Raw genomic sequence first — 25,283 nt, 5'->3', positions numbered from 1 at the left:
GAGGATCAGATAAACTATTTCCCCAGATTTAATGGTAGGGTAAAGCTAAATACGCTGCCACCCTGTGGGCGGTTTTCCGCACTCAGCACACCACCATGACGTTTGATGATTTCATTACTGATGGTCAGGCCCATTCCCATTCCTTCCGCTTTGGTGGTGTAGAAAGAGTCAAATATCTTGCCGATAACCTCTGCCGATAATCCGCTGCCGTTGTCGGCCACCTCTATACGAATATGATTCGCGTCAGGATTGGAGGATGAGAGCCGCAGAATACGCGCTCCGGCATTATCTGCCATCGCCTCAATGGCATTAATCACCAGATTCAGCAGCACCTGCTGAATCTGTACGCGCTCGCAAAACACCTCATCCCATGGCGCTTGAATATCCAGTTCAAGTGCCACCGAGCGGCGCTCAAGTTCCAGACGCGACAAGGTTAAAATATCGCGCGCCAGCAGATGCAGCCTGGCCGATGCATACTCCGCGACATTATTGCGCGTCAGTGACTGCAGGCCGCGAATAATTTCGCCAGCGCGCCGCCCTTCGTTAATGATCTCATCAATGCTTTCACTGGCTTTCTCCAGTTGAACCGGATCGCGTTTCAACCAGCGCAGGCTGGCGCCAGCATTGGCCACAATCGACATCAGCGGCTGATTGATTTCATGGGCGATCGATGAGGTCAGCTGTCCTACCGTGGTGGCGCGTGCCACGCGAGCCAGCTCGGCCTGGGCAATTCTGGCGGCATCTTCGGACTGACGCTGCGCGGTGATATCCGTTAGCGTGCCGAAATATTCGGCGACATCCGGCCAGTTCTCCACCGGCTCACCAATGCCTTTGATATAACGGCATTCGCCGTCATCACGGATGATGCGAAATTCAGCCTGCATGCTCACGCCATGCGCCACGCTGGATTCAATCAGCGCTTTCAGGCACTGAAGATCGTCTGGATGCACCCGCCGCTGAAACTCGGCCATCGAGGTGCTCACCTGCCCGGCGGGCAGCCCCATGATGCGTTTATATTCATCCGATACCAGCTGGATATCCGGCTCAAGATGCCAGTGCCAGGTACCGGTATTACTGATTTTTTCACCCAGCATCAGAGATGTCTGGCTGGCACGCAGCTGTTTTTCAATTTTCCGCCGCTGGATGTTCTCCTCCACCAGCTCGGCATACAGCCGCGCCGTTTCCAGAGAAACCGCAGCCTGCGCACCTAACATCGAGACAATGCGCGAGTGCTCCGCGGTGAAAACATCTGGCATCAGCCGGTTTTCCAGATAGAGCACGCCCACCATTTGCGCCTGGCGGAACATCGGCACACACATCACTGCCGCGCCAGAGGCAACCAGATAGTTATCCTGACTAAATGGGCTAAACACTTCCGGCCGACCGGTACGGATTTCCTGTCCGGTGCGGATCACCGCCGAGAGAATCGACAGCGGCAAATCGGTCGCTACCGGCAGTTCATTAACGATTTTGACTCTGACGCCTTCCACCGTGGAGGAGGCGCGCGCCTGAATTTCCGGCACATTGCCGTCGATGAGGCGGATCAAAATACAGTGCTGCGCGCCGGCGCGCTCCACCAACATCATCATCAAAATATGGATCAGCCGATCAAGATTGATCTCTTCGGTCAATGCGCGCATCGCCGTGACCAGGCTTTGCAGGTCGCTGATCACCGCGCTCTGCTCAAAGGTCACGGTGTTTAACGCGCTCTGCGGCGGGTGCGCCGCCAGATGCGGATAGTGCATTTCAAGCTGGCGCACCTTGGCGCCCGCGCCCCAGCGATCCCAGGCGGCAAGCGCGCCTTTGATATAGCCCTCGGCGGCGAACGCCATGCCGCGCGCACTGGCGCAGCGCGCGGCCAGTTCGCATGCCAAACCGTTGATCGGATGAAACTGCCCTTTGCGCGACAGCTCAATGGCTTTTTCAAACTGCTCCAGCGCCGCGCCGCTGTTATCCTCCAGCCTGAGCAGTTCGGCGCGCAGCAGCGCCTCTTTGTCGGCAAAGGTGCCGGGGTTCTCCGTTGCCCAGGTGATGATTCTTTCAAGGTGGCGCTGCAGTTGCTGCCGCTGCGTGGCATCAAGCTCATTCGGTTGCAGCGGTATGCTGAGTGAAAGCGCACTGTAGAGATGGAAATCCAGCATATGCACATGGCCGGGAATCACGTCTGTGAGCGGCGCAGCGTCGCTGAACTGGCGCTGAGCGGCGGCATACTCACCGGCAAAGAAGTGCGCCATGCCTTTATACAGCCGCGTCCAGAACTGCATCAAAAACAGCGGTTCAATGGCGTATTCGGGTTGCACCACATTTAGCGCGGGCGCATGGAAATCATCGCCGGACAAGGTCTCACCGGCTGGCTTACGCAGGAACATCACGTAATCCAGCTGCATGCCGAGTATCACTTCCACATCGCGATACTGCGCTTTGCGCACATAGACCATGCCGCGCATGATCGAAGTATGCACGCCATCAAGATGGTCACCGCGCGCCAGGCAATTCATGGTGAGATGACGCAGCGCCAGACACGCCGACGTGCGATCGCCGATATCAACCGCCACATCAAAGGTCGCTTTAGCGCACTCGATGGCGTAACTGAGCGGCATGGTCCAGACGCTCACCTGGTCCAGCGGCATCAGCGTGCGCGCTTTGTAGCTAACGAAGTCGTGCTTATACACCAGCTCGCGGGCCAGCAGCGCGCTGGCAAATCCTCGGCTGTATTCGTTGAACTGATCGCCACACACCACGCCGTACCAGGCAAGCGCCAGCGTGGAGGCACCGCTAATGCCCTTCTCCATCGTCAGATGCAGAAGTTTGCACAGGATAATGAACTGCAGCCGTGGGCTGATAAAAGCGGCGAAGGTGCTGGCGCTGGCCATCAGGTTCATCACCGCTTCGGTTTTGTGGCAGGTCACTCGCGCCAGGGAACGGAAGCGCGTATAGGGATTTTTGCCAACCTCTTTTTTCAACCGTTGCCTGGCGACATCGCACTCGGCTTTATCCGGATAGCGCTGCAGATGAATGTCAAACACCGCCAGCCAGGCCAGCGCGGTTTCCAGCGCCAGCTGGCTGTCGGACTGACGCATATGAATTTCAGCAATTAGCGTCGCCGCTTCGGCTTTATCGGTGACCGCACCGGGCGTGGCGAGAATCTCAGAGCTCAACGCCAGCGCGCCCGATAAGTTGCCGTTTAAAAACTCACACTCCGCTTGCTCAAACAAAAACGGGCCGCTCTCCTCCGCGCCTGACGCTGCGTTGAGCGCTCGGGCAGCGTGTAAGAAACGCAGCGCGGAAGCGTAATCGCCCATAATTTTCGCGCGTCGGGTGGCGTTTAATAACAGCAGACTAAACGCAGCGGCATCAGGCGCTAAAAGTGCGCGGTTTTGCAACGTGATGGTGTGATGCGCAGCACTGAACAGCAGCGCATGCGCGTTATCCTGGCGCGCGACCTGCATGTAATAGCGCGCGGCGGCAAAGTGAAAATCATCTTTTTCTGCCGACGAAAGCATCTTCAGCGCGGCCTCATGCATGCTGTCATGCATAAAGGCGTAGCTGTGATCGGTCAGTGAGATCAGCCGGGCCTCAGCCGCAGGGTGCAGCGTGGCGTGAAGGGCGCTAAGCGCCGTATCGAGGATGCCAGCCAACACCGGCAGATCGCCGCTACTGCCGATGCAGGCCAATCGGCCCAGCAGCTGGCGCACCGGCAGCGCGAGCAACTGCAGCTGTTGCAGCACGCTGGCTGCAACATTCGCAGTGTAATGGCAGTTTCTCAGCGCGTGCGGATTGTAGGTCCATTTATGGGATGCGACGTGCGTAATGTGGTGATCGCGCACCGCCTGGCGGTAAAACTCACGCGTGGCGAGCGGATTTCCTGCGGTTTTTTCATGGATGATCTGCGCAAGCTCGGTGGTTTCCGCGCTACGCGTGTGAAAAATGCCGGCCAGCCAGCTGGCGATATTTTTCACCGACAGCGGCTCGGGCGTCACATCCACAATGCGCGTGGCCGCCGCACGAATCCGATCCAGGCTGGCGACCACCGTCGGACAGGGCAACGAGGCGCGATCGCGATGAGAAATCACCAGCAACAAGGGAATATCGTCGCTGGAACGCAGCAGATTCTGCAGCAGCTGCAAAGTCGCCTGATCGGCCCAGTGCACATCATCAATCAGCAGGATCAGCGGCCGTCCCGGCACCGTAAAGGCTTTCACCAGGCTGCAGGCCACCAGATTCAGGCGATTGCGCGCATCCAGCGAGCGCGCATCCGCCTGCACGCTGGCTTTGTGGTTGAGCAAGATGCCCAGCTCGGGCACCAGATTGACGGCCAGCCCAACATAATTCCCCAGTTGACGCGTGATGTGTGTTTTCCAGCGCGCCATCTCTTCAGCGGGCAACCCGAGCAGATGCAGCGTCAGCGATCGAAACGCCGAGGTGAATACCGCGTAGGGCAGAATGGGCGAGTGCTGATCGGCTTTGGTCACCGTCAGCAGCGCGTTTTTTTCGCGCAGGATTTTAAGCGCCGAGGCAATCAGCGAGGATTTTCCGGCACCGGGCGCGCCGCCAATCGCCACCATGCAGTGTTTCCCGCTGCTGCACACCTCATCAAACGCCGCCAGCATCTCGCTGGCCTGAGCATGGTCGCTGTACAGCACATCGGATAACAGCGTCGAGGTCGGCACATCCTGTAAGCCCAGCGCGAAGGATTCAACCACGCCGTCAGGCATCAAATTGGATTCGCAGCGGCGCAGATCGGCCAGCACGCCTTCGACGGTTTGATAACGCTGCTCCGGCGATTTGGTTAGCAGGCGTAAAATGAGGGATGAGAGCACCAGCGGTACATCTTTGCGCAGCCGGTGCGGCGGCAGCGCTTCGGAGGCAATGTGATGGTGCACCCATTCAGCCGCGCCACCTTCGGCGCTGCCATAGGGAAGCTTGCCGGTGAGTAATTCGTAAAGCACGATGCCCAGGCTGTAGAGATCGCTGACCTGGCTGACCGCGTGCGCGGTGCGCGAGGTATGCTCGGGCGACATGTAGGCCAGCGTTCCGCCGGTCACCGAGGCGCGCAGCGGCTGCTGTGAGTCCGCTTCGATAAACGCCAGGCCAAAGCCGCCCAGCACCACGTCGCCTTGATCGGTGAAGAAGAAATTGGCCGGTTTGATGTCGCCGTGCACCAAGCCTTGCTGATGCAGCTTGCTGAGCGCGTTACACAGCAGCACGGCGCAGCTGATGAACTTCTGAATTTTACCCGCTGGCAGGCGCAGATAATCCGCCAGGGTTTGGTAGCGGAAAGCGGGATAAATCAGGGCGTAGCGCCCTTGATATAAGGTGTGACGCAACGGTTTTAGCGCCCAGCTTTCCGTTAATAAGGTGCGCAGCGCATACTCATTTTTCAGCAGTTGCGTCACCTGAAACACCGCCTCTTCGGCCGCCGCCGTGGCCAGCACGAAGCGCTCACCGGAGATCAGGTGTCGGCATTCGATCCATTCAACCTGCCCTTCCTGCGCCAGCGGGGTGAAAACGATGTCATCCGCCAGCACCAGCGCCGCGTCATCCGAGATATTTAACGACAGGAAAAGCGTGCTCATTGGCGCGCCGCCTGGGAGGAAAACGCCAGGCGGATATGTTCGAACAGCAGGTCGATATCAATGGGCTTTCGCATAAAGGTTATCGCGCCTAGATTGATGGCATACCAGAGCATATTTTCATCGCCGTTGCCGGAGATGATGATTCCGGGTGGGTTCTCGAGACGCTGTACCAGCGCACGGAACAACTCAAAGCCCGACATGCCTTTGAGCTCTACATCAATAATAAACAGCGCAGCGTCATTTAGCGCCGTCTCGTCCGCTAATAGCGCTTCAGCCGACTCAAATGCCTGCGTTGCGTATCCTTCCGACTGAAGCAGATTGCTCAAACCACTGCGAACCGATCGTTCATCATCAACAACGACAATGCGCTGCGACAGCTGCATGCTGTGTTCCTTCATTATTATTCACTGCCTGCGGCGCGTCCTCAGGAGGTTTTGTCACTCGATGGCGGCGTGCCGCTGATTTTAGGCACACACTCATGACGAAACCAGGCCAGCGTGACCGGTTGACGGTTTATCAGGCGCTTGCACAGCGGGATAATCTGTTCGCCGACCAGCATACCAAACAGACCAAGCAGCGCAATCACGGGCGGCGCTGGGGAATTGACGTCGATAACGGCATAAATGATGCCAACTAAAATACCGACGGAGAGCGATATCGCATAGGTTTTCAGCATGTTCAACCCGCCTGTTTTGCGGTGAGCGTGGCGGGAGGTAGCGGCCTGTCCGCGGCCATCGCGCGCGGCGATTTATCGACAGGCGCGGAGAAGGCCACCGGATGGGTCAATTTTCCGCCCAGCGAACTGCCCACGATCATGCCCAGCAAGCCCACCAGCGCCACGGCGGGTGGCGCCGGCGATCGCACGTTGAGCAAGGCGTAAATCAGGCCGATAAACACGCCCGCCGCCAGAGAAATCAGTAAAGGACTCACCGGTCCTCCTTGCAAAAGAGACAGGCGAGCCGCTAAGCGCTCGCCTGGGTGACGATTTAGCGAACGGGCGCAGCAACCGGTGCCAGCGTGCGATGCTCGCTCTTCTGACGCGATGGCGCTTTGTGCACCATGGTGTAAGCGTAATCAACGCCGATGCCGTAAGCACCGGAGTGCTCTTTCGCGATATCCATCACCGCGTTGTAGGTCTCTTTGTGCGCCCAGTCGCGCTGCCACTCCAGCATCACCTGCTGCCAGGTCACCGGGATCACACCCGCCTGAATCATGCGCTGCATGGCATAGTCGTGCGCTTCTTTGGTGGTGCCGCCGGAGGCGTCAGCCACCATGTAGATCTCATAGTCGCCTTCCAGCATGGCGCACAGCGCGAAGGTGTTGTTACACACTTCGGTCCACAGACCGGAAACCACAATTTTCTTCTTACCGTTGGCCGCCAGCGCATCACGCACTTTCTGGTCATCCCACGAGTTCATCGAGGTACGCTCAAGAATGTCCTGGCCGGGGAACACATCCAGCAGCTCCGGGAAGGTGTTGCCTGAGAAGCTCTCGGTCTCCACCGTGGTCAGTACGGTAGGAATGTTGAAGACCTTCGCCGCTTTTGCCAACGCGACCACGTTATTTTTCAGCACCTGACGGTCGATGGACTGCACGCCAAACGCCATTTGCGGCTGCTGGTCAATGAAGATGATCTGGCAGTTATGCGGTGTCAGTACTTCTAATTTACTGGTTGTCATTTTTGTATGCCCATTGAGGTGAATGTCTGGGCGCAGTGTAAGAACCTTTGGGCACACGAACCATTATCTATAGGTATAACTATACGAAGGTATACCTATCCTTTTGTATAACTAGACGCTTTCCGCACCGCCTGAACATAATCCCACCCAGTATTTCACCTGCGAAATTGGCAGGACCTCTTATTCAGGAGCTTTTATGGTTACGTTAGGCAAAGCAGACATCATTTTGACCAATGGGCGATTTCATACTGTCGATCGCGGCAACCCAATTGCCGAGGCCGTGGCGATGCGCGATGGCAAATTTCTCGAAGTGGGCAGCCTGGCCGACGTGATGCAGCATCACTGCGAAGGCACCAAAGTGATTGACCTCAAAGGCCATACCGCCATTCCCGGCCTGAATGATTCCCACCTGCACCTGATCCGCGGGGGCCTGAATTACAACCTCGAACTGCGCTGGGAAGGCGTGCCCTCGATCGCCGATGCGTTGCGGATGCTGAGAGAACAGGCGCTGCGCACGCCGTCACCCCAGTGGGTGCGCGTGGTAGGCGGCTGGACCGAGTTTCAGTTTGCCGAGCGTCGCATGCCGACGCTGGATGAGATCAACGAAGCCGCGCCCGATACGCCGGTGTTTATCCTGCATCTGTACGATCGTGCCCTGCTCAATCGCGCCGCGTTGAAGGTCGTCGGCTACACCAAAGACACGCCCAATCCGCCGGGCGGCGAGATCCAGCGCGACAGCAATGGCAACCCGACCGGCATGCTGATTGCGCGCCCGAACGCCATGATCCTTTACGCCACGCTGGCGAAAGGGCCAAAACTGCCGCTGGAGCAGCAGGTCAATTCCACCCGCCAGTTTATGCGCGAGTTGAACCGTCTGGGCCTGACCAGCGCGATTGATGCAGGCGGCGGTTTCCAGAACTATCCCGAAGATTACGAAGTCATTGCCGAGCTGCATGAGAAAAAGCAGATGACGCTGCGTATCGCCTACAACCTGTTTACCCAACGTCCGGGCCACGAGCTGGAAGACTTCGAAAAGTGGACCGACATGCTGACGCCGGGCCAGGGCAGCGACTATTTCCGTCACAACGGCGCCGGTGAAATGCTGGTGTTCTCCGCCGCCGATTTCGAAGATTTCCTCGAACCGCGTCCGGATCTGGCGCCCGGCATGGAAGATGAGCTGGAGCGCGTGGTGCGTCATCTGGTGGAACATCGCTGGCCGTTCCGCCTGCACGCCACTTACGATGAATCGATCAGTCGCATGCTGGATGTGTTTGAAAAAGTGAACCGCGACATTCCGTTCAACGGCCTGCACTGGTTCTTCGATCACGCCGAAACCGTGACGCAGCGTAACCTTGACCGCATCAAAGAGCTGGGCGGCGGCATTGCCGTACAGCATCGTATGGCGTTCCAGGGCGAATACTTTGCCGAGCGTTACGGCATTGAGGCCACTCGCCATACACCGCCGGTGGCGCGCATGCTGGAGACCGGCGTGCCGGTGGGTTTAGGAACCGATGCGACGCGCGTGGCCAGTTATAACCCGTGGACCGCGCTTTACTGGCTGGTCTCGGGACGCACCGTGGGCGGCATGCAGATGTACGACGTCAACGCGCGCCTCGATCGTGATACGGCGCTGATGTTGTGGACGCAGGGCAGCGCCTGGTTCTCCAGCGAGCAAGGTAAAAAAGGCCAGATTAAAAGCGGTCAGCTGGCCGATATGGTGGTGCTGAGCAAAGACTACTTCAGCGTGCCTGAAGAGGAGATCAAAGGCATTGAGTCGGTGCTGACGGTGGTGGACGGAAATATCGTTTATGCCGCCGGCGCTTTCAGCTCGGAAGCGCCGCCCCTCATTCCGGTGCTGCCGGAATGGTCGCCGGTGGTCAAGGTTCCCGGCCACTATCGCAGTGCGCCACCGACCGCCACCACACGCGTGGGCATGATGCAGCAAGCGCATCACTGCAGCGGCCCGTGCGGCGTGCATACGCATTCTCACGAGATTGCGCGCGGCGCCAACCTGCCGGTTTCGGAAGAGAACGCCTTCTGGGGCGCGCTCGGCTGCAGCTGCTTCGCCTTCTAAACCATGAAACATTCACTCTCACAGCCGCCTCGCATTGATGCGGGGCTGTTCTTCCTGCGCCTTACCGGCTGCCTGCTGTTGTTGCACGTGCACGGCTTGCCGAAGGTGTTCCATTTCAGTGAAGAACTGACGCGTATCGAGGATCCCTTTGGCCTGGGTGCCTACTTCAGCCTGCTGGCGGCGATCGTTGCTGAAGTGGTCTGCCCGCTGTTTATCCTGCTCGGCGTGTTTACCCGCCTGGCCTGCCTGCCGATTATCGGCGTGCTGCTGGTGGCGATGCTGTTCGTCCACCCCAACTGGAGCATAGCGGAAGGACAGTTTGGCTGGCTGCTGCTGATCATCTTCACCACGCTGGCGCTGACCGGCCCCGGTCGCTGGCGCGTGTTTGGCGGCGTTTCGGAGGTTGTTCATGGCGCAGGTTAATGACATTCATGACATCCCCGAGGCGGATCTGCCGCCCGTTTCGCAGACGGTTTCACCATGGCAGCCGCTGCGCCAGCGCGTGTTCCGCATGCTGTGGATCGCTACCGTGGTATCCAATGTCGGTTCATGGATGAACGACGTAGGCGTTAACTGGACCATGCTGACACTGAGCGCCGATCCGCTCTCGGTGGCGCTGGTGCAGGCCGCTAGCAGCTTACCGATGTTTCTGTTTGCACTGCCGTCTGGCGTGATGGCGGATATCGTTGACCGGCGTAAATACCTGCTGTTCTCGCAAATCTGGGTGTTTATTGCCGCCGCGAGCCTGACATTCCTTTCCTGGGCAGACCTGGTCACACCGATGGTGCTGCTGATTGCGGCGTTCCTGCTGAGTACCGGCGCGGCCATGAGTTCTCCGCCCTTCCAGGCTATCGTGCCGGATTTGGTCAGTAAGGAGGAGCTCGGCCCGGCGATTGCGCTTAACTCGCTCGGCATTAACATCAGTCGCGCTATCGGCCCGGCGCTCGGCGGCCTGATTCTGTCGTTTGCCGGTCCGTGGATGGTGTTTCTGCTGAATGCGCTTTCGGTACTCGGCGTGTTTCTGGTGCTGTATGTGTGGCAAGCACAGCCCAGCGTGCAGCGTTTGCCGCCGGAGCACTTCTTCCCGGCGGTGCGCGCCGGCGTGCGCTATGTGCATGCTGCGCCGGTACTGCGCAATGTGCTGGTGCGCACCATCGCTTTCTTTGTGTTTGGCAGTGCCGGTTGGGCGCTGTTACCGCTGGTGGCTCGACGCGAACTGGGCCTTGGGCCCGGCGGGTACGGCATTATGCTGGGTTGCATCGGCATCGGCGCAATTTGCGGCGCGCTGCTGTTGCCGCGTATGCGCAAACGCTTTAATCCCGATCAGCTGATGGTGCTGGCGAGCCTGATGTTTGCCATCACTCTGCTGGCGCTGGCGTTTATTCGTCACCTCTGGTTGCTGAATGCGTTCGAGTTCTTTACCGGCTTTGCGTGGATTGCCGTGCTTTCCACCCTCAATCTTGGCGCGCAGCGCAGTGCCGCCAAATGGGTGAAAGCCCGGGCGCTGGCGGTCTATCTGACGGTGTTTTTTGGCTCGATGACGTTAGGCAGCGCCATTTGGGGACAGCTGGCATCGACATTCAGCATTCCATTGTCACTGACTGTCGCCACTGTCGGCATGCTGCTGGCGAGCCTGACGGTGCTGCGCTGGCGGCTGGATCAGGATCCGGATCTGAACCTCGACCTCAGCACGGTCAGCGATCCCTTGCCCGAGCTGGAGATTCGTCACGATCGCGGGCCGGTGATGGTCAGCTATCATTATCAGATCAACCGCAGTGATGCGCATGCCTTTGCGGTGTGCATGCAGGATATGCGTCGCGTCAGACGACGTGGTGGCGCGCTGAACTGGTCTCTGTACGAGGACATGCTGCAACCCGACATGTTTGTTGAGACCTTTGTGGTTGGCTCATGGATGGAGCATCTGCGTCAGCGCGAGCGCTATACCATGAACGATCAAAAGATTCAGAACCGCGTGTTGGGATTTCATCAAGGCACTGCAGCTCCGGAAGTTCGTTATCTCGTGGCGCCTGAATAAGGCGCTTTCATTCATCGACATTAATAAGGCCGAAACATGAGCACATTTAAGACGCAGGATGGTACGCAGATCTATTTCAAAGATTGGGGTACCGGCAAGCCGGTGCTATTCAGTCACGGCTGGCCGCTCGACGGGGATATGTGGGACAGCCAGTTGAATTTCCTGGCGGAGAAAGGCTACCGCGTTATCGCTTTTGATCGCCGCGGCTTTGGCCGTTCCGATCAACCGTGGGAAGGCTACAACTACGATACTTTTGCATCGGATATTAACGACCTGATTAGCCATCTGGATCTGCAAAACGTGACGCTGGTGGGCTTCTCAATGGGTGGCGGCGATGTGGCGCGCTACATCAACAATTACGGCACAGCGCGCGTGGATAGCTTAGTGCTGTTGGGCGCGGTGACACCGATCTTCGGCAAGGCCGATGATTATCCAGCAGGCGTCGATTTGTCGGTGTTTGAAGGCATTCGTCAGGGCTTACGTAAAGATCGCGCGCAGTTCATCAGTGATTTTGCCACACCGTTCTACGGCACCAACGCCGGTCAAACGGTTTCAGAAGGCGCGCTGACGCAGACGTTGAATATTGCGCTGCTGGCGTCACTGAAAGGGACGATTGATTGTGTTACCGCGTTCTCGGAAACCGACTTCCGTCCTGATATGGCAAAAATCGACGTGCCGACGCTGGTGATTCACGGCAGCAACGACCAGGTCGTGCCGTTCGAAACCACCGGGAAAGTCGCCGCCGAAATGATCGCCGGCGCGCAGCTGAAAGTGTATGACAACGCACCGCACGGCTTTGCGGTGACGCATACCGATCAGCTCAACGCCGATCTGCTGACGTTCCTGCAATCGCTTTAACGGGAATAACATTAATCGGCCGGTTTGGCCTAATACTTGTCAGTTATGAAAGAGTTTGGCTTAAGGGCTGCGTTAATCGTGCGGGCTCTGACACATCTGCTGCGTCACGCACTGAAGCGTCGAAGCGGGCCGGGGGCAATTTTGGGCCGGCAATTCGCAGCGCTGAACGAAGCGAGGAAGCCAGGAGAGCCCGCAGGACGCGGGCGAAAGGCGAAGCCGGGACAGGGAAGTCCCGTCTTCGCCGGTCCGTTAGGCTGACGAGCGAAGTGAAGGAACCGCGTTAGCGGCGCGAGGACAGCCGGCCCAAAAGTGCCACCGGCCTGCACACTCGTCGTTGGCCTGGCTGACATGAGCATTAGGCCATTTTGGCGGGCCTTTTGTGGCAGAGAACTATTGCGGCGTGGCGGCAGCAAATTTCTCTAATGCCGCCCCGTCGAGCCGATAACGCACCCACTCATTTAACGGCAGCGCATCAATACTGAGATAGAACTCTCTGGCCGACTGATCCCAATCTAACGCACTCCACTCAATGCGGTTGCACTGATGATTGACCGCGTGCTGCGCGACATACTGCAGCAGCGCTTTGCCTGCACCGAGGCCGCGAAAATTGGGCGAGAAGTACAAGTCTTCCATATAGAGTCCGCGCCGCCCCAGCCACGCCGAGTAGCTGCGGGTAATCACTGCGTACCCGGCGGTTATGCCATCAATCTCGCACATCAACGCTTCGCTATGGCTTTCGGGATTGAATAGCGTCGATCTGATCTCTTCCACGGTAGTTGATGACGACTGTAATCCATGTTCATAAACCGACAACTCAGCAATCATGTCGTAAATGGCGTCCGCGTCATCAGGATTGGCTGGCCGAATAGTCATCTTCATGCATTATTTCTTATTTAATCAGATTGATGCTGCCCAGCATAATGGGTATTGTTCGATGAAATAAGTGCAATAAAATCAATGATAGGTGAATTTCATGCATCATGTGCTGCGTCGACTGGACTTGAATCTCCTCCCCGTTTTCGACGCAGTTTTCAGACATCGTTCGGTCAGGCTGGCGGCAATTGAACTCAGTTTGAGTACTTCCGCGTTAAGCCACGCGCTGTCCCGATTACGTGAGTTTTTTAAAGATCCGCTGTTCTACCGCGAAGGCCACAAAATGTGTCCCAGCGTTTATGCCTGCCAGCTGGCACCCTATATTGCCGAAACGTTAACCGGATTAAATCGGCATCTCAGTCCGCTGCAGCCTTTCGATCCGCTGACCAGTGATGACTGTTTTAGAATTGCGGTAACGGATTACACCGCTTTTTGTGTCTTTCCGCGGCTGATGCATGCGCTGACTGATACGGCACCCAATCTGAGTTTTGAACTCTGCCATTTGCCGCATAATCCGGCGCTGATTGAATTACTGGCGGGTGAAATCGATATGGCGCTGAGTTTTAGCGAGCCGGATAGCATGCATCATCCCGATCTCGACGAGACCGATTTATTCAGTGATGAATTTATGGTGATTGCCAATGCGCGACGCAGCAGTCTGAATCTTGACGACTATCTTGCCGCCGGGCATCTGGTGGTTACGCCGTGGAATGAAAAGCAGGGATTACTGGATTCCCATCTTGCGCGCATTGGCCTTAAACGCCGCATCGCCATCAGAACGCCATCGATGCTGAGTGCGCCCTTTATTATCGCGGAAAGTGAATTGCTGATGGCGATCCCGTCTTTCGTTGCCAGTAAAATTAAACAGGCCGCCGATGTGACCTCATTCAGGCTGCCGTTTCCCGCGCCAAGGTTCACCGTGAAAATCTATTCACACAAACGCAGCGGTAAACGGGAACCTACGGAATGGATTAAATCGATGATGGCTAAAACCATTTCGCAGCAAGCGTTCCGTTTCGAGGATTAACGGACGATTTTTACTGGTCTAAAAATCGTCCGTGATAATCGGATTTAATGGGGTAATGCTCGTTGTAGCGACCAAAAAGCCGATAGCGATTTAGCGCAATGCGGTCGTAACAATAATTGCTGATAACGTCAGGCATAAACCTCACGACAGACAAAACGCGCCACGGCCACGGCATATAGTGCATGATGCGGAAAATTGCCTGCGCACGGAGCCAATGATTTTGCCCATCAATCAAAACGATGGTGCGAATATCTTCATCTGGCAGACCGACAAAACGTAATAGCGCTTTCCCCTGCTCACTCTGAACCGCCGCAAAACGTACATGGCGTGGAATGCGGTGACGCAGGAGAAACATCACCCACGCGTTGCACAGTTTGCATACGCCGTCGTATAAAACGACCTGTTCTCCGGGATTTATCCCGGCTGGGTTTGTCATCATCGCCTCCTCAACCATAGAGATGGTCGCAGCAGAAAAGCTGCGTTACGCCGCCTGCCACTCCGCCACCAGCGTGTTAATTAATTCTGCCGCCGGCATTTCCCGCGCCAGCGCGGCGCCCTGCCCGGCCCACTGCGCGCCAAAGCCGTACGCGCCTTTAGCGGCGGCGGCAGCAGCGAGCGCTTTGCCCAGCGCGTAGGTGAGTGGATAAGGGGGAATGGCATCCTGCGCGAACTCGCGCGCCAGCTGGCAAAAATCGTTGGTGAGACATCTTGCCGATCGGCCAGAAATGGCGGCAATCATTTCGGTGCTGTTGGCCTGCGCGCTTTTCAGCGCCTGACGGTATGCCGCATTGGCGGCGGATTCCGGGCACAGAATAAACGCGGTACCCAGCTGTACACCCGCCGCGCCCAGCTTGAGCATGGCAGCCATGCCCGCGCCATCCATCACGCCGCCGGCGGCAATCACCGGCAGCCGCGACGCCCGGCGAATCGCCTGCACCAGCGTAAAGGTGCTGAGCTGCTGATCGTCATTTTCTGGGTGGAATATCCCGCGATGCCCGCCCGCCTCAATACCCTGCGCCACAATAAAATCGATGTCGGCGGCTTCGATGGCGTCTGCTTCAGCAACGCTGGTGGCGCTCGCCAGTGTGATAATGCCGCGACGTTTCAAGCGCTGCACAACCGCGGCGGACGGCAAGCCAAAATGGAAACTCACTGCGGCAGGCGCGGTGTCCAGCAGCACATCCAGCATCGCGTGGTTATCCACAAACGTTTGATAAATTTCTGACAGCGCATCGGGCGGTGTCGCTTCATAGCGAGCAAACACCGGCTTGAAACGTGCGATCCACGCCTGTTCTAACTGAAGATTGCGCTGCACCGGCGCGTGGCAGAAGACGTTGACGTTGATGGGCGCGGCTGTCAGGGCGAGCGTTTTGCGGATCATCATATCCGCCTGCTGCGGCGTTGAAGCGCCCACGCTAATCGATCCCAGCGCGCCGCTGTTGCTCACCGCCGCCGCCAGCTCCGGCGTCGAGACGCCCGCCATCGGCGCCTGAATGATCGGATAGCGAAGGTTAAGGGTCTGACACAGGATGTTGTTCATATTATTGGCCTGTTGGTAAGAGGTAGCCGATAACATGCCGCGATTTTTCAGCTCGGTAAAGGCTGGCATCTACACTTAATGTGTCTGTACCTACAACAGGAGAATCCCGATGCATAAAATCGACTTTCCGGTGAGCAAAGCGCGGAAATATCTGGAGCCGGGTCCGGTGGTGCTGCTGAGTTCCCAGTTTGAGGATCATCGCGACATCATGACGCTCGGCTGGCACACCATTCTGGAGTTCTCGCCGTCGCTGGTTGGCTGCATGATTGCCGGCGGCAATTTCAGCCATGAACTGATTCGCCAGAGCGGCCAGTGCGTGATTAACGTGCCGTCGGCCAATCTGGTGGACAGCGTGGTGGCGATCGGTAACAGCCACGGCGATCGTCTCGATAAATTTGATGCCTTCAATCTGACGCCCGAACCGGCAAGCGTGGTCAATGCGCCGTTAATCGGCGAGTGCTTTGCCAGCTTTGAGTGCCAGCTGTATGACGATTCCATGGTAGATAACTACAACTTCTTTATCTTTGAGATCGTTAAAGCGCATGTAGCCGAAACGCCGGAGTTTCCGCCGACGCTGCACTACACCGGCGAAGGACGCTTCAGCGTGATGAGCAATTTGCGGCTCGACAAGCGCGGCGACTTTAAGCCTGAAATGTTAATTTAACTGCTTGAATTGATATGGGCTTGCCCCCACTTTGATTCTTTCGCCCTGACAGGAGTAGATATAATGGCAACCGAATATGCGGTGATCGCAGGTGGCTGTTTCTGGTGTACTGAAGCAGTGTTTAAAGATGTGATTGGCGTGGAGTCAGTCGAGAGTGGATATACCGGCGGCGCACGCCCGAATCCAACCTACGAGCAGGTGTGCAGCGGTGCGACCGGCCACGCAGAAGCGATTCGCATTGGTTTCGATCCAGAGCAGGTGAAGTACGGCGATCTGCTGGATATCAGCTTTGCCACCCACGATCCCACTACGCTGAACCGCCAGGGCAACGATGTTGGCACCCAATATCGCTCTGCGATTTTCCCGGCGAATGCTGAGCAGGAAGCCGAAGCGATTGCCGCGATTGCGCGCGCGCAGGAGAATCTGAGCGATCCGGTAGTGACCACCATCGAGCCGCTGAAAGAGTGGTATGCGGCAGAAGGTTATCATCAGGATTATTGGCAAGGCGCGGGTCAGCGCAACGGCTACTGCATGGCGGTAATCCCACCGAAACTGCAAAAGCTGCGTAAGAGCTTTGCGAATCGCGTTAAATCGAGTTAATTCAGTACCGCCAATGTCGAGGCCGCCACGAATGGCGGCCTTACATGGTGCGCGACCTTCTTCTGTTTATCCGTCATAATATGTGCCCTCTTCTCCTCCGAGAGCGATCATGTCTTCTTCACAGCAAGGAACCGCGGCGCGCAAGCAGCCGATGAAGCTTAATACGCTGGTCACCCTGATGCTCAGCGCAGTGATTGTGCTGGTGCTGCTCAGCGTGCATATGTTCTATTTCTTCCAGATTGGCGCAGCGACCCGCGCGCAGCTGGAAGATAAAGCCATGGCGGTGGCGCGCACGCTGGCCAAATTTCCTGAGATTCAGCACGCGCTGATATTGCCGCCAAATGCCACCAGCATCCAACCCATTGCTAAAGCCGTGCAGGAGAGCAATAACCTGCTGTTTGTGGTGGTGACCAATATGGATACCATCCGCTATTCGCACCTGAATCCTGAACTCATCGGCCAGCACTTTATTGGCACTGATATTGAGCCCGCGATACGCGGTCATGAAAACGTCTCCGTCAATCAAGGTGTTCTGGGCCGGGCAATGCGCGTCTATACGCCGGTATATAATGCGCAGCATAAGCAGATTGGTGTCGTGGTAGTGGGCATTTCACTCAGCGCCGTTACCGATCAGATTAACCAAAGCCGCTGGAGCATCTTGTGGACTATCCTGATTGGCACCTTTGCGGGCGCCATCGGCACCCTGGTGCTGGTGCGCGTGCTGAAACGCATCTTGTTTGGCCTTGAACCCTACGAAATTTCCACCCTGTTTGAACAGCGCCAGGCGATTCTCAACTCGCTGAAAGAAGGCGTGGTGGCAATGGACGATCAGGCGCAGGTGACGCTGGTGAATCAGGCAGCGCATTCGCTGCTGAACGATTCGATGGGCACCATCAGCGGCGACCGCATCTACGATGCCTCAGTAATTAACGATCATCTGCAGGATGTGCTGCACAGCGGGCGGGCGCGGCGTGATGAAGAGTTGAATGTGAATGGCCGCGTGTTGCTAAGCAACACCGTACCGGTGCGCACGCAGGGACGGATTATCGGCGCGGTCTGCACCTTCAGGGACAAGACGGAAATTAGTCAACTGATGCAGCGTCTGACGGGCATGGTAAACTACGTCGATGCGCTGCGTGAGCGCTCGCACGAGTTTATGAACAAGCTACATGTGATCCTCGGCCTGCTGCATATGAAAAACTACACGCAGGTGGAGAGCTACATTCTCAAAACCGCCAATAATTACCAGACGGAGATCGGTTTCCTGCTCGATAAGATTAAGTCGCCGGTGATTGCTGGTTTCTTGCTGAGCAAAATCAACCGCGCGTCGGATTGCGGCCATCGCCTGACCATCAGCGATGCCAGCTTCCTGCCCGACAGCGGCAATGAGCAGCAGATGGCGGCGCTGATTACGGTGATCGGCAATCTGATTGAGAACGCACTGGATGCAATGAGCGAGCAGGTAGAAGGTGAGATTCACGTGATGCTGCACTACCAAAACGGTTGGCTGACCTGTGAAGTGAGTGATGATGGTCCGGGCATTGAAGCCGATCATCTCAGCACCATTTTCGAAAAAGGCTTCTCCACCAAAGGTGAAAACCGCGGTGTCGGGCTGTTTCTGCTGCAGCAGCAAACCGAAAATATCGGTGGCAGCGTGAGTGTGGAGTCAGAACCCGGCGTGTTTACCCAATTTTTAGTCCAACTTCCCTGGGATGGAGGAAACCAATCCGCATGATCAATGTGTTAGTGGTCGATGATGACGCCATGGTCGCCGAGCTTAATCGCGCGTATATCGGCCAAATTCAGGGCTTTCACTGTTGTGGCACCGCCTCAACCTTGAAGCAGGCGAAAGAGATCCTGTTCAATAGCGATACTGCGGTCGATCTGGTGCTGCTGGATATCTATATGCAGCAGGAGAATGGCCTCGATCTGTTGCCGGAGCTGCGCACGGCGCAGAGCGCGGTGGAAGTGATCATCATTTCGTCGGCGGCCGATGCGGAGAATATCAAAACCTCGCTGCACTACGGCGTGGTGGATTACCTGATCAAACCGTTCCAGTTCCCACGTTTTGAAGAGGCGCTGACCGGCTGGCGGCAGAAGAAATCGCTGATGGACAATCAGCATTATTATCAGCAAGCGGATGTGGATCTGCTGATTCACGGCAGCCCGGCGACGCAGCACGACAATAAGCGCCTGCCAAAAGGCTTAACGCCGCAAACGCTGCGCACGCTGTGTCAGTGGATTGATGCGCATCCGGGGCATGAATTCTCGACTGACGAACTGGCAGCTGAAGTGAACATCTCGCGCGTGTCGTGTCGTAAATACCTGATTTGGCTGGCGCAGATTAATATTCTGTTCACCAGCATTCACTATGGCGCGACCGGCCGTCCGGTGTACCGCTATCGCCTGCAGCCGGAATACCATTCGCTGCTGCAGCAATATTGTCAGTAACGTAGCTGCCAGTCGACATCGAGCTGCTGGAAGTGAAAGTGCTGCGGCGAGGAGCAGATGATCTGCCGATCGCGCGTGACAAACACCGCGTCGATGTCGGGCTGGTCAGCGAGATAAGCCAGCCCTTGCTCCACGCCCATGCCAAAGAGCAGCGTGGTGTAGATATCGCCATCAATCGAGCGATCGGAAATCACCGTCACGCTCAGCAGTTCGTTATCAAGCGGATAGCCGGTTTGCGGATCAAAAATATGATGCCAGCAGCGGCCGTCCAGTTCGAAGTAGCGCTCATAAATCCCCGACGTCACCACCGATTTGCCCTGCACCTGCAGCACGCCTAACAGCTCATCATCACGACCAAACGGCTTTTTCACGCCAATGCCCCAACCCTGCGGCTCGTGCGGCGGCGAACCCAGCGTTTGCACATTGCCGCCCAGGTTGATCAGCGCCTGCTGCACGCCCTGCTGGCGTAAAAACGCCTGCACGCGATCGGCGATGTAGCCTTTGGCGATGGCGCCAAGATCGATCTCCATGCCTGGCTGTTGCAAAAACACTGAGCGATCGGCGGGATTGAGCACCACCTGATGCGGATCGGTCAGCTTCAGCAGGGATGCGATTTCTGGCGCAGGCGGCACCGCACGTCCCTGAAAACCGATTTTCCAGCGCTTCACAATCGGCCCAATGGTGAAATTGAAGGCGCTGTCCGGCAGCAAACTCACAGCGTGTGCCACGCTAATTAACGCAAAAACTGGCTCGCTGACGATCACCGGATGACGGCCTGCGGCGTGGTTGATCGACATCACTTCGGATTCAGCGCGGTTAACGGTGAACAGGTTTTCCTGCTGTTTAATCAGTTGAAATACGTGGCGGGCAAGCGTGGGATTGTCATCAAACAATTTGAGCAGAATGGGCGAACCCATCAGAACGGCAGAGTAAGAAAAGACGCCAGCGGTCATTGCATGCCTCTAAAGAAAACGATGCCCGCACAAGGCGGGCATCTTTACAGCTTAGTGTCCTAACGCCAGTTTAGCCGCGTTGTGACCGGCTTTGATACCGAAGATAATGATATCGGCCACCGCGTTGCCGCCGATGCGGTTGGCGCCGTGGATGCCGCCGACCACTTCACCGGCCGCCCATGCGCCTGGAATCACCTCTTTCTGCGCATCCAGCACCGCGGTATCGGTGTTGATGGTCACGCCGCCCATGGTGTGATGCACGCCCGGTGCGATACGAATGGCGAAGTACGGACCTTTATTCAGCGGGTGACGCAGCGCGGTTTTACGACCGAAGTCCTCGTCATCCTGTTTCGCCACGAACTCGTTGTAACGACCGAGCGTGGTTTGCAGCGCTTCCTGATCCATGTTGAGTTTCACCGCCAGCTCGTGTGGCGTTGGCGCGCTGATGACAAAGCCTTTGGCGATGTATTCGTCAGCCGCTTTGTTGTTGGCGCGTACCTGCTCGTCAAACACAATCCACGCACTCTTCTCAGGCAGCGCGATGATCTCAGCGGACACTTTGTCACGGGTTTCCATTTCATTGTAGAAACGCTTGCCTGCCTGGCTCACCAGAATCGCCCCGCCGCCGCGCATTGCTTCGGAAATCAGGTACGACGTAGTTTGCTCAACCGTTGGGTGAATCTGGATTTCCCCCATATCCACGGTATCCGCACCGATGTGTTGCAGCATGGCGATGCCGCTGCCGGTGGCGCCTTTATGGTTGGTGGTGACGAAACCGTCCAGCTCAGGGCGATATTTCACCACCATTTCGCGGTTGGCACTGAAGCCGCCGGTCGCCACAATCACGCTTTTGGCGTTAATAATGCGGCTGTCGTTATACTCATCCACCACTTTCACGCCGGTGACCGCACCGTTTTCCACTAAAATCTCGGCCACTGAGGTTTCCAGCAACACCTCGATATTGCGCAGATTAACGTTTTTTACCAGCCCGCTGATCAGGAAGCCGCCGACTGCCGAACGATCTTCCGGACGGTGCGTACGATCGATGCTCATACCGCCGGTGATGGTGATGTCGCACAGCTCGATGTCTTTGGCGGCCAGCCACTCAATCGCTTCGGGCGCCTGCTCAACAAATTCGCGCAGCAGCACCGGATTGTTTTTGAATTTGCCGCCTTTCAGCGTCTCTTCATAGAACAGCTCTTTGCTGTCTTCGATGCCTTTCAACTTCTGATAACGGGTTTCCGCCGCGTTCATCCCGACCGAGGCTTTGATGGTGTTACCGCCGATGGTGGGCATCTTCTCGATGATCACCACGCGTGCGCCATCGTCATGCGCCTGAATCGCCGCCGCCAGACCAGCACCGCCGGTGCCCACTACCACCACATCGTAATTCACCGGTGCGTTCGGGTTACCGCCCTCTTCAATCACATACTCTTTGCTTGAGGTGGTCATGGCACGCGATACCGCTTTTTTCAGCGCTTCACTCTGCGTGGTGGCGCCAGTGATGGCGTCAACGTGCGGGCTGTTCGCCACCAGAATGCGTTCACGCAGACTTTCGAAGGTGCTGGTGAAGTCGACGTCGAGGCTCGGATCCGGCACCAGCGAGATGTCGGTAATACGGTCGGTGTCGAGGGTAACGTTGATTTTCAGCTTCAGCGCTTCGGCTTCGACTTTCGCCTGATAAACGCCCGCTTTGTATTTACGGCCGGTATCGCTGACGTCGCGGATCATCGCATCCACAAGTGAGAAGCGCCACAGCGGTTCCGGGATAGTCAACTCTTCGCGCTTGGTGCTGTCGATATACAGCTCCATGTGCTGATTCTTGATGACGCGATCGGTCCAGTCCGGATAGGCGATACAGGCTTTGCCCACCGCCACCAAGTCGAAACCGTGCTCCAGCGCATTCTCGGCATCTTCTTTATTGACGACGCCGCCGACGCCGATTACCGGCACTTTCGCCAGGTTAGGCGAGCGCTGTGCCAGATATTTGGTGATCAGTGGCGTTGGGTCCTGAGTATCAACAATCGATGGACGCAGCAGCTGACCAACCGAGAAGTGCACGTAATCGAGACCGCGTTCTGCCAGTTTCTCGAGCAGATAGAGCGTATCGTCCCAGCGGATGCCCGGCACTTCCAGCTCTTCCGGTGAGAAGCGATAGCCGATGATGAAGTCTGCCGCAGCGAAGCGGTCAGCCATTTTGTGGGTGATTTCCAGCACTTCCAGTGGGAAACGCGCGCGATTATCGCGACTGCCGCCCCATTTGTCGTCGCGCTGGTTGGAGTTTGGCGAGTAGAACTGCTGGATAAGATAGGTGTTGGCGCCGTGAATCTCCACGCCGTCGAATCCGGCTTTGATCGCGCGGTTCACCGCATCACCAAACTTGGTGATCATCACCTCCACTTCTTCTGCAGTCAGCGCCTGAGGTTGAGTGGCACCGTCACGCGGTGCAGCGATGGCGCTCGGCGCGACCGGGGTTTTACCGCCGATCAGCGCCGGTTCAACCATACGGCCGCCGTGATAAATCTGCAGAATCGCTTTGGAGCCTTGCGACTTGATGGCGTGGGCGATTTTCGCAAGGCCTGGGATTTTGTTGTCGCTGTCGATACCGAGCGCGCCTGGAAACGCAGGGCCACGGTTATCAATAAAGCAGCACTCGACAATCACAGTACCGATGCTGCCGGCGCGCACGCGATAATATTCGACAAGGTCACTGGTAACACCGCCATCGTAATAACCGGTACATGTGGTCATCGGTGCCATAACCAGTCGGTTTTTAAGCACCGCACCTTTCGGTAACGTAAGCGGATTAAGAATCGGGGTGAGCGTATTCATGATGAGCAACTCCAGAATTAAGAAACTTGGTATTCAATTCTTTGGCGGTTCGGAGAATTTTATAATTATTTGAGTGGTCCGATTTCATGGCGTAAATATAGCATTTTATTTACTTACATAACCTTATTCGTTAGTTATATAAGTTTTACGCATGAAAATAATATTTGAGGCTTATTGCTAAAAGCTGCGCTCCGCTAAGTTTTAACCAAGACTTGACAAAAATCAACTTTTTCCTTACATTTAAAACAAATCTAGTCTTATCATAAAGATAAATCGTCTCCTTTCTCTGTTTTTTGCTTGATTTGTGCCGTTTTATTCATCTCACACAGTTAATTTTCACCTAATGGTTCGTTAATTAAGGCGCACAGGTTTAAAGCAAAAAAATCACCAATAAATTTTATTGATCTAGATCAAAATAGATATTTTAATTAATCGCATCATAAGCGCATCCATTAGATAATTCGCGCATCGAATTTTGTAAATGGCGATTTATTAAGACTCAGTTTTAAATGTCACGACTAATCTGTTAAAAGGGTTTTGTAACTAAAAAAACCAGCTTGGTTCGGGGCGTATATCCGCATTCTCCATAACTTGCAGACAAAACTATGAACACACAAACAACCCAGAGTGAATCCCTCACCGCGCCTCCCGCGGCACCAGGGAAAAAAAAGAACCGCCTGATAATGTTGTGCCTGCCAATTATTGTGGCTGTGCTGTTGCTGCTGGTACCGACTCCTGCGGGATTGGAACCTTACGCCTGGCACTTCTTCGCCATTTTTGTCGGGGTTATTGTGGGACTGATTTTCGAGCCGCTGCCGGGTGCCGTTATCGGGTTAACCGGCGTGGTGGTGATTGCGCTGTTCAGCCAGTGGGTGCTGTTTAGCCCGGCAGAACTGGCGGATCCCAAGTTCAAAACCGCGGCGCAGTCGTTCAAATGGGCGGTGAGTGGCTTCGGCAACTCCACGGTCTGGCTGATCTTCGGTGCCTTCATGTTCGCCGCAGGCTACGATAAAACCCAGTTCGGTCGCCGCCTGGCGCTGATTCTGGTGAAATATCTGGGCCGTCGTAGCCTGACGCTGGGTTACGCCATTACCTTCGCTGACCTGTTGCTGGCGCCGTTTACGCCATCCAACACCGCGCGTAGCGGCGGTACCATCTATCCCATCATTGCTAACCTGCCGCCGCTCTATGGTTCAAAGCCGAACGATCCTAGCGCACGTAAGATTGGTTCCTACCTGATGTGGGTGGCGATCACCGCCGCTTGTATCACCAGTTCAATGTTCCTTTCTGCGCTGGCACCAAACCTGCTGGCGCTGGCGCTGGTAAAAAGCGTGGTGGGCTTTGATATCTCATGGGGCATGTGGTTCCTCGCCTTCCTGCCGCTGGGCGTGCTGCTGATTCTCACTATGCCACTGCTGGCTTACTGGCTCTATCCGCCAGAAGTGAAAGTGAACGATGAAGTACCGCGCTGGGCCACCGCTGAGCTGGCTAAACTCGGTAAACTGAAACGTAACGAAATCCTGCTGCTGGGCTTCGTGGTTGCGGCGCTGATGATGTGGATCTTCGCCACCGCCTGGATTGAGCCCGCAATGGCCGCACTGTTAGTCATCGTGCTGATGCTGTGGACCGGCGTACTCAACTGGAATGACATCACCAGCAATAAAGCCGCCTGGAACACCTTCGCCTGGTTTGCCACGCTGGTCGCGCTGGCGGATGGTTTAGCGCGCGTTGGCTTCATCGCGTGGCTGGGTAAAGAAGGCGCAATGCTGTTGCAAGGCTATGACCCGCAGATTTCTGCCGTCGTCCTTCTGGTCGCCTTCTACCTGCTGCATTACCTGTTCGCCAGTACCACCGCGCACACCACCGCGCTGCTGCCCGCGATGCTGACCATCGCCGCATCCATTCCGGGCATCAACATGCCGGTGTTCTGCCTGATGATGTGTGTTTCTCTGGGTGTGATGGGCATTATCACCCCGTACGGCACCGGCCCAAGCCCGATTTATTACGGTAGCGGCTATCTGCCAACTAAAGATTACTGGCGCCTGGGCACCATCTTCGGCGCGCTGTTCCTGGTTCTTCTGATGGTTGTCGCCTATCCATGGATGGTGATGATGTTCTGAT

Annotated in this window: 20 protein-coding genes; 10 read left to right on the top strand and 10 right to left on the bottom strand. The window is 56.3% G+C overall.

Translation table 11 applies throughout. The annotated features are described in order from the left end of the window. Positions 1–14: 14 nt before the first annotated feature. Genes DEU53_RS02975 through DEU53_RS02955 form a run of 5 tightly spaced genes read right to left on the bottom strand, consistent with a single transcriptional unit; the run spans position 15 to position 7,255 of the window. Positions 15–5,576 carry an ATP-binding sensor histidine kinase gene (locus DEU53_RS02975; RefSeq protein WP_110865981.1) on the bottom strand — a complete coding sequence of 1,854 codons (5,562 nt, stop codon included), beginning with the start codon at positions 5,574–5,576 and terminating at the stop codon, positions 15–17. Next, positions 5,573–5,959, bottom strand: a complete 387-nt coding sequence (locus DEU53_RS02970; RefSeq protein ID WP_110865980.1) for a response regulator — start codon at positions 5,957–5,959, stop codon at positions 5,573–5,575. The genes DEU53_RS02975 and DEU53_RS02970 overlap by 4 nt, the downstream gene beginning before the upstream one ends. Positions 5,960–6,000: 41 nt before the next feature. After that, positions 6,001–6,252 (bottom strand): XapX domain-containing protein, encoded by a 252-nt coding sequence (locus DEU53_RS02965; protein ID WP_110865979.1) that lies wholly within the window; start codon positions 6,250–6,252, stop codon positions 6,001–6,003. Positions 6,253–6,254: 2 nt separating this feature from the next. Beyond that, positions 6,255–6,506, bottom strand: a complete 252-nt coding sequence (locus tag DEU53_RS02960; protein ID WP_110865978.1) for a DUF1427 family protein — start codon at positions 6,504–6,506, stop codon at positions 6,255–6,257. A 56-nt stretch (positions 6,507–6,562) separates the two neighbouring features. Further along, a complete protein-coding gene (locus tag DEU53_RS02955; protein ID WP_101760759.1) occupies positions 6,563–7,255 on the bottom strand; it encodes a hydrolase in 693 nt (230 codons plus the stop codon). 196 nt (positions 7,256–7,451) lie between these two features. Between DEU53_RS02955 and DEU53_RS02950 the strand changes: the two genes are divergently transcribed. Genes DEU53_RS02950 through DEU53_RS02935 form a run of 4 tightly spaced genes read left to right on the top strand, consistent with a single transcriptional unit; the run spans position 7,452 to position 12,222 of the window. Then, positions 7,452–9,329, top strand: coding sequence for an amidohydrolase (locus tag DEU53_RS02950; protein ID WP_110865977.1), 1,878 nt, complete (start codon positions 7,452–7,454; stop codon positions 9,327–9,329). 3 nt (positions 9,330–9,332) lie between these two features. Next, the gene (locus DEU53_RS02945) at positions 9,333–9,752 is read left to right on the top strand and encodes a DoxX family protein (RefSeq protein WP_110865976.1); all 420 of its coding nucleotides are present in this window, start codon (positions 9,333–9,335) and stop codon (positions 9,750–9,752) included. Continuing rightward, positions 9,739–11,364 (top strand): MFS transporter, encoded by a 1,626-nt coding sequence (locus DEU53_RS02940; protein WP_110865975.1) that lies wholly within the window; start codon positions 9,739–9,741, stop codon positions 11,362–11,364. Before DEU53_RS02945 ends, DEU53_RS02940 begins: the two co-directional genes overlap by 14 nt. Before the next feature lie 36 nt (positions 11,365–11,400). Further along, entirely contained in the window at positions 11,401–12,222 is an 822-nt protein-coding gene (locus DEU53_RS02935; RefSeq protein ID WP_101760762.1) for an alpha/beta fold hydrolase, read from the top strand. 390 nt (positions 12,223–12,612) lie between these two features. Here the strand turns inward: DEU53_RS02935 and DEU53_RS02930 are convergent, their stop codons facing one another. After that, entirely contained in the window at positions 12,613–13,101 is a 489-nt protein-coding gene (locus DEU53_RS02930) for a GNAT family N-acetyltransferase (RefSeq protein WP_110865974.1), read from the bottom strand. 94 nt (positions 13,102–13,195) lie between these two features. On the opposite strand from DEU53_RS02930, the gene DEU53_RS02925 reads away from it, so the two are divergent. Next, positions 13,196–14,122, top strand: a complete 927-nt coding sequence (locus tag DEU53_RS02925; RefSeq protein WP_110865973.1) for a LysR family transcriptional regulator — start codon at positions 13,196–13,198, stop codon at positions 14,120–14,122. A 10-nt stretch (positions 14,123–14,132) separates the two neighbouring features. On the opposite strand, the gene DEU53_RS02920 is transcribed toward DEU53_RS02925, so the two are convergent. After that, entirely contained in the window at positions 14,133–14,558 is a 426-nt protein-coding gene (locus DEU53_RS02920; RefSeq protein WP_110865972.1) for a thiol-disulfide oxidoreductase DCC family protein, read from the bottom strand. Positions 14,559–14,603: 45 nt separating this feature from the next. Beyond that, positions 14,604–15,662, bottom strand: a complete 1,059-nt coding sequence (locus tag DEU53_RS02915; RefSeq protein ID WP_110866436.1) for a nitronate monooxygenase family protein — start codon at positions 15,660–15,662, stop codon at positions 14,604–14,606. Between the two features lie 109 nt (positions 15,663–15,771). Here DEU53_RS02915 and DEU53_RS02910 point away from each other — a divergent pair, with 109 nt between their 5' ends. The 4 genes from DEU53_RS02910 (at position 15,772) to dcuR (ending at position 19,377) form a co-directional block, all read left to right on the top strand. Then, positions 15,772–16,326, top strand: a complete 555-nt coding sequence (locus DEU53_RS02910) for a flavin reductase family protein (protein ID WP_110865971.1) — start codon at positions 15,772–15,774, stop codon at positions 16,324–16,326. A gap of 63 nt (positions 16,327–16,389) precedes the next feature. Further along, positions 16,390–16,926, top strand: a complete 537-nt coding sequence (gene msrA, locus DEU53_RS02905) for a peptide-methionine (S)-S-oxide reductase MsrA (protein ID WP_101760767.1) — start codon at positions 16,390–16,392, stop codon at positions 16,924–16,926. A 109-nt stretch (positions 16,927–17,035) separates the two neighbouring features. Continuing rightward, positions 17,036–18,661 carry a sensor histidine kinase gene (locus DEU53_RS02900; RefSeq protein ID WP_110865970.1) on the top strand — a complete coding sequence of 542 codons (1,626 nt, stop codon included), beginning with the start codon at positions 17,036–17,038 and terminating at the stop codon, positions 18,659–18,661. Beyond that, entirely contained in the window at positions 18,658–19,377 is a 720-nt protein-coding gene (gene dcuR, locus DEU53_RS02895; RefSeq protein WP_008102769.1) for a two-component system response regulator DcuR, read from the top strand. The genes DEU53_RS02900 and dcuR overlap by 4 nt, the downstream gene beginning before the upstream one ends. On the opposite strand, the gene DEU53_RS02890 is transcribed toward dcuR, so the two are convergent. Then, positions 19,371–20,330, bottom strand: a complete 960-nt coding sequence (locus DEU53_RS02890; protein ID WP_110865969.1) for an FAD:protein FMN transferase — start codon at positions 20,328–20,330, stop codon at positions 19,371–19,373. The genes dcuR and DEU53_RS02890 overlap by 7 nt on opposite strands. 51 nt (positions 20,331–20,381) lie before the next feature. Continuing rightward, a complete protein-coding gene (locus DEU53_RS02885) occupies positions 20,382–23,162 on the bottom strand; it encodes a flavocytochrome c (protein ID WP_101760770.1) in 2,781 nt (926 codons plus the stop codon). 605 nt (positions 23,163–23,767) lie between these two features. Between DEU53_RS02885 and DEU53_RS02880 the strand changes: the two genes are divergently transcribed. After that, a complete protein-coding gene (locus DEU53_RS02880) occupies positions 23,768–25,282 on the top strand; it encodes an anion permease (protein WP_101760771.1) in 1,515 nt (504 codons plus the stop codon). The last annotated feature ends 1 nt before the right edge of the window (position 25,283 follow it).

It is taken from the genome of Pantoea sp. AG1095 (assembly GCF_003208415.1).
Lineage (GTDB): Bacteria > Pseudomonadota > Gammaproteobacteria > Enterobacterales > Enterobacteriaceae > Pantoea > Pantoea leporis.
Note: the sequence above shows the minus strand (reverse complement) of the source record. Positions and strands in the feature narration are given on the sequence as shown.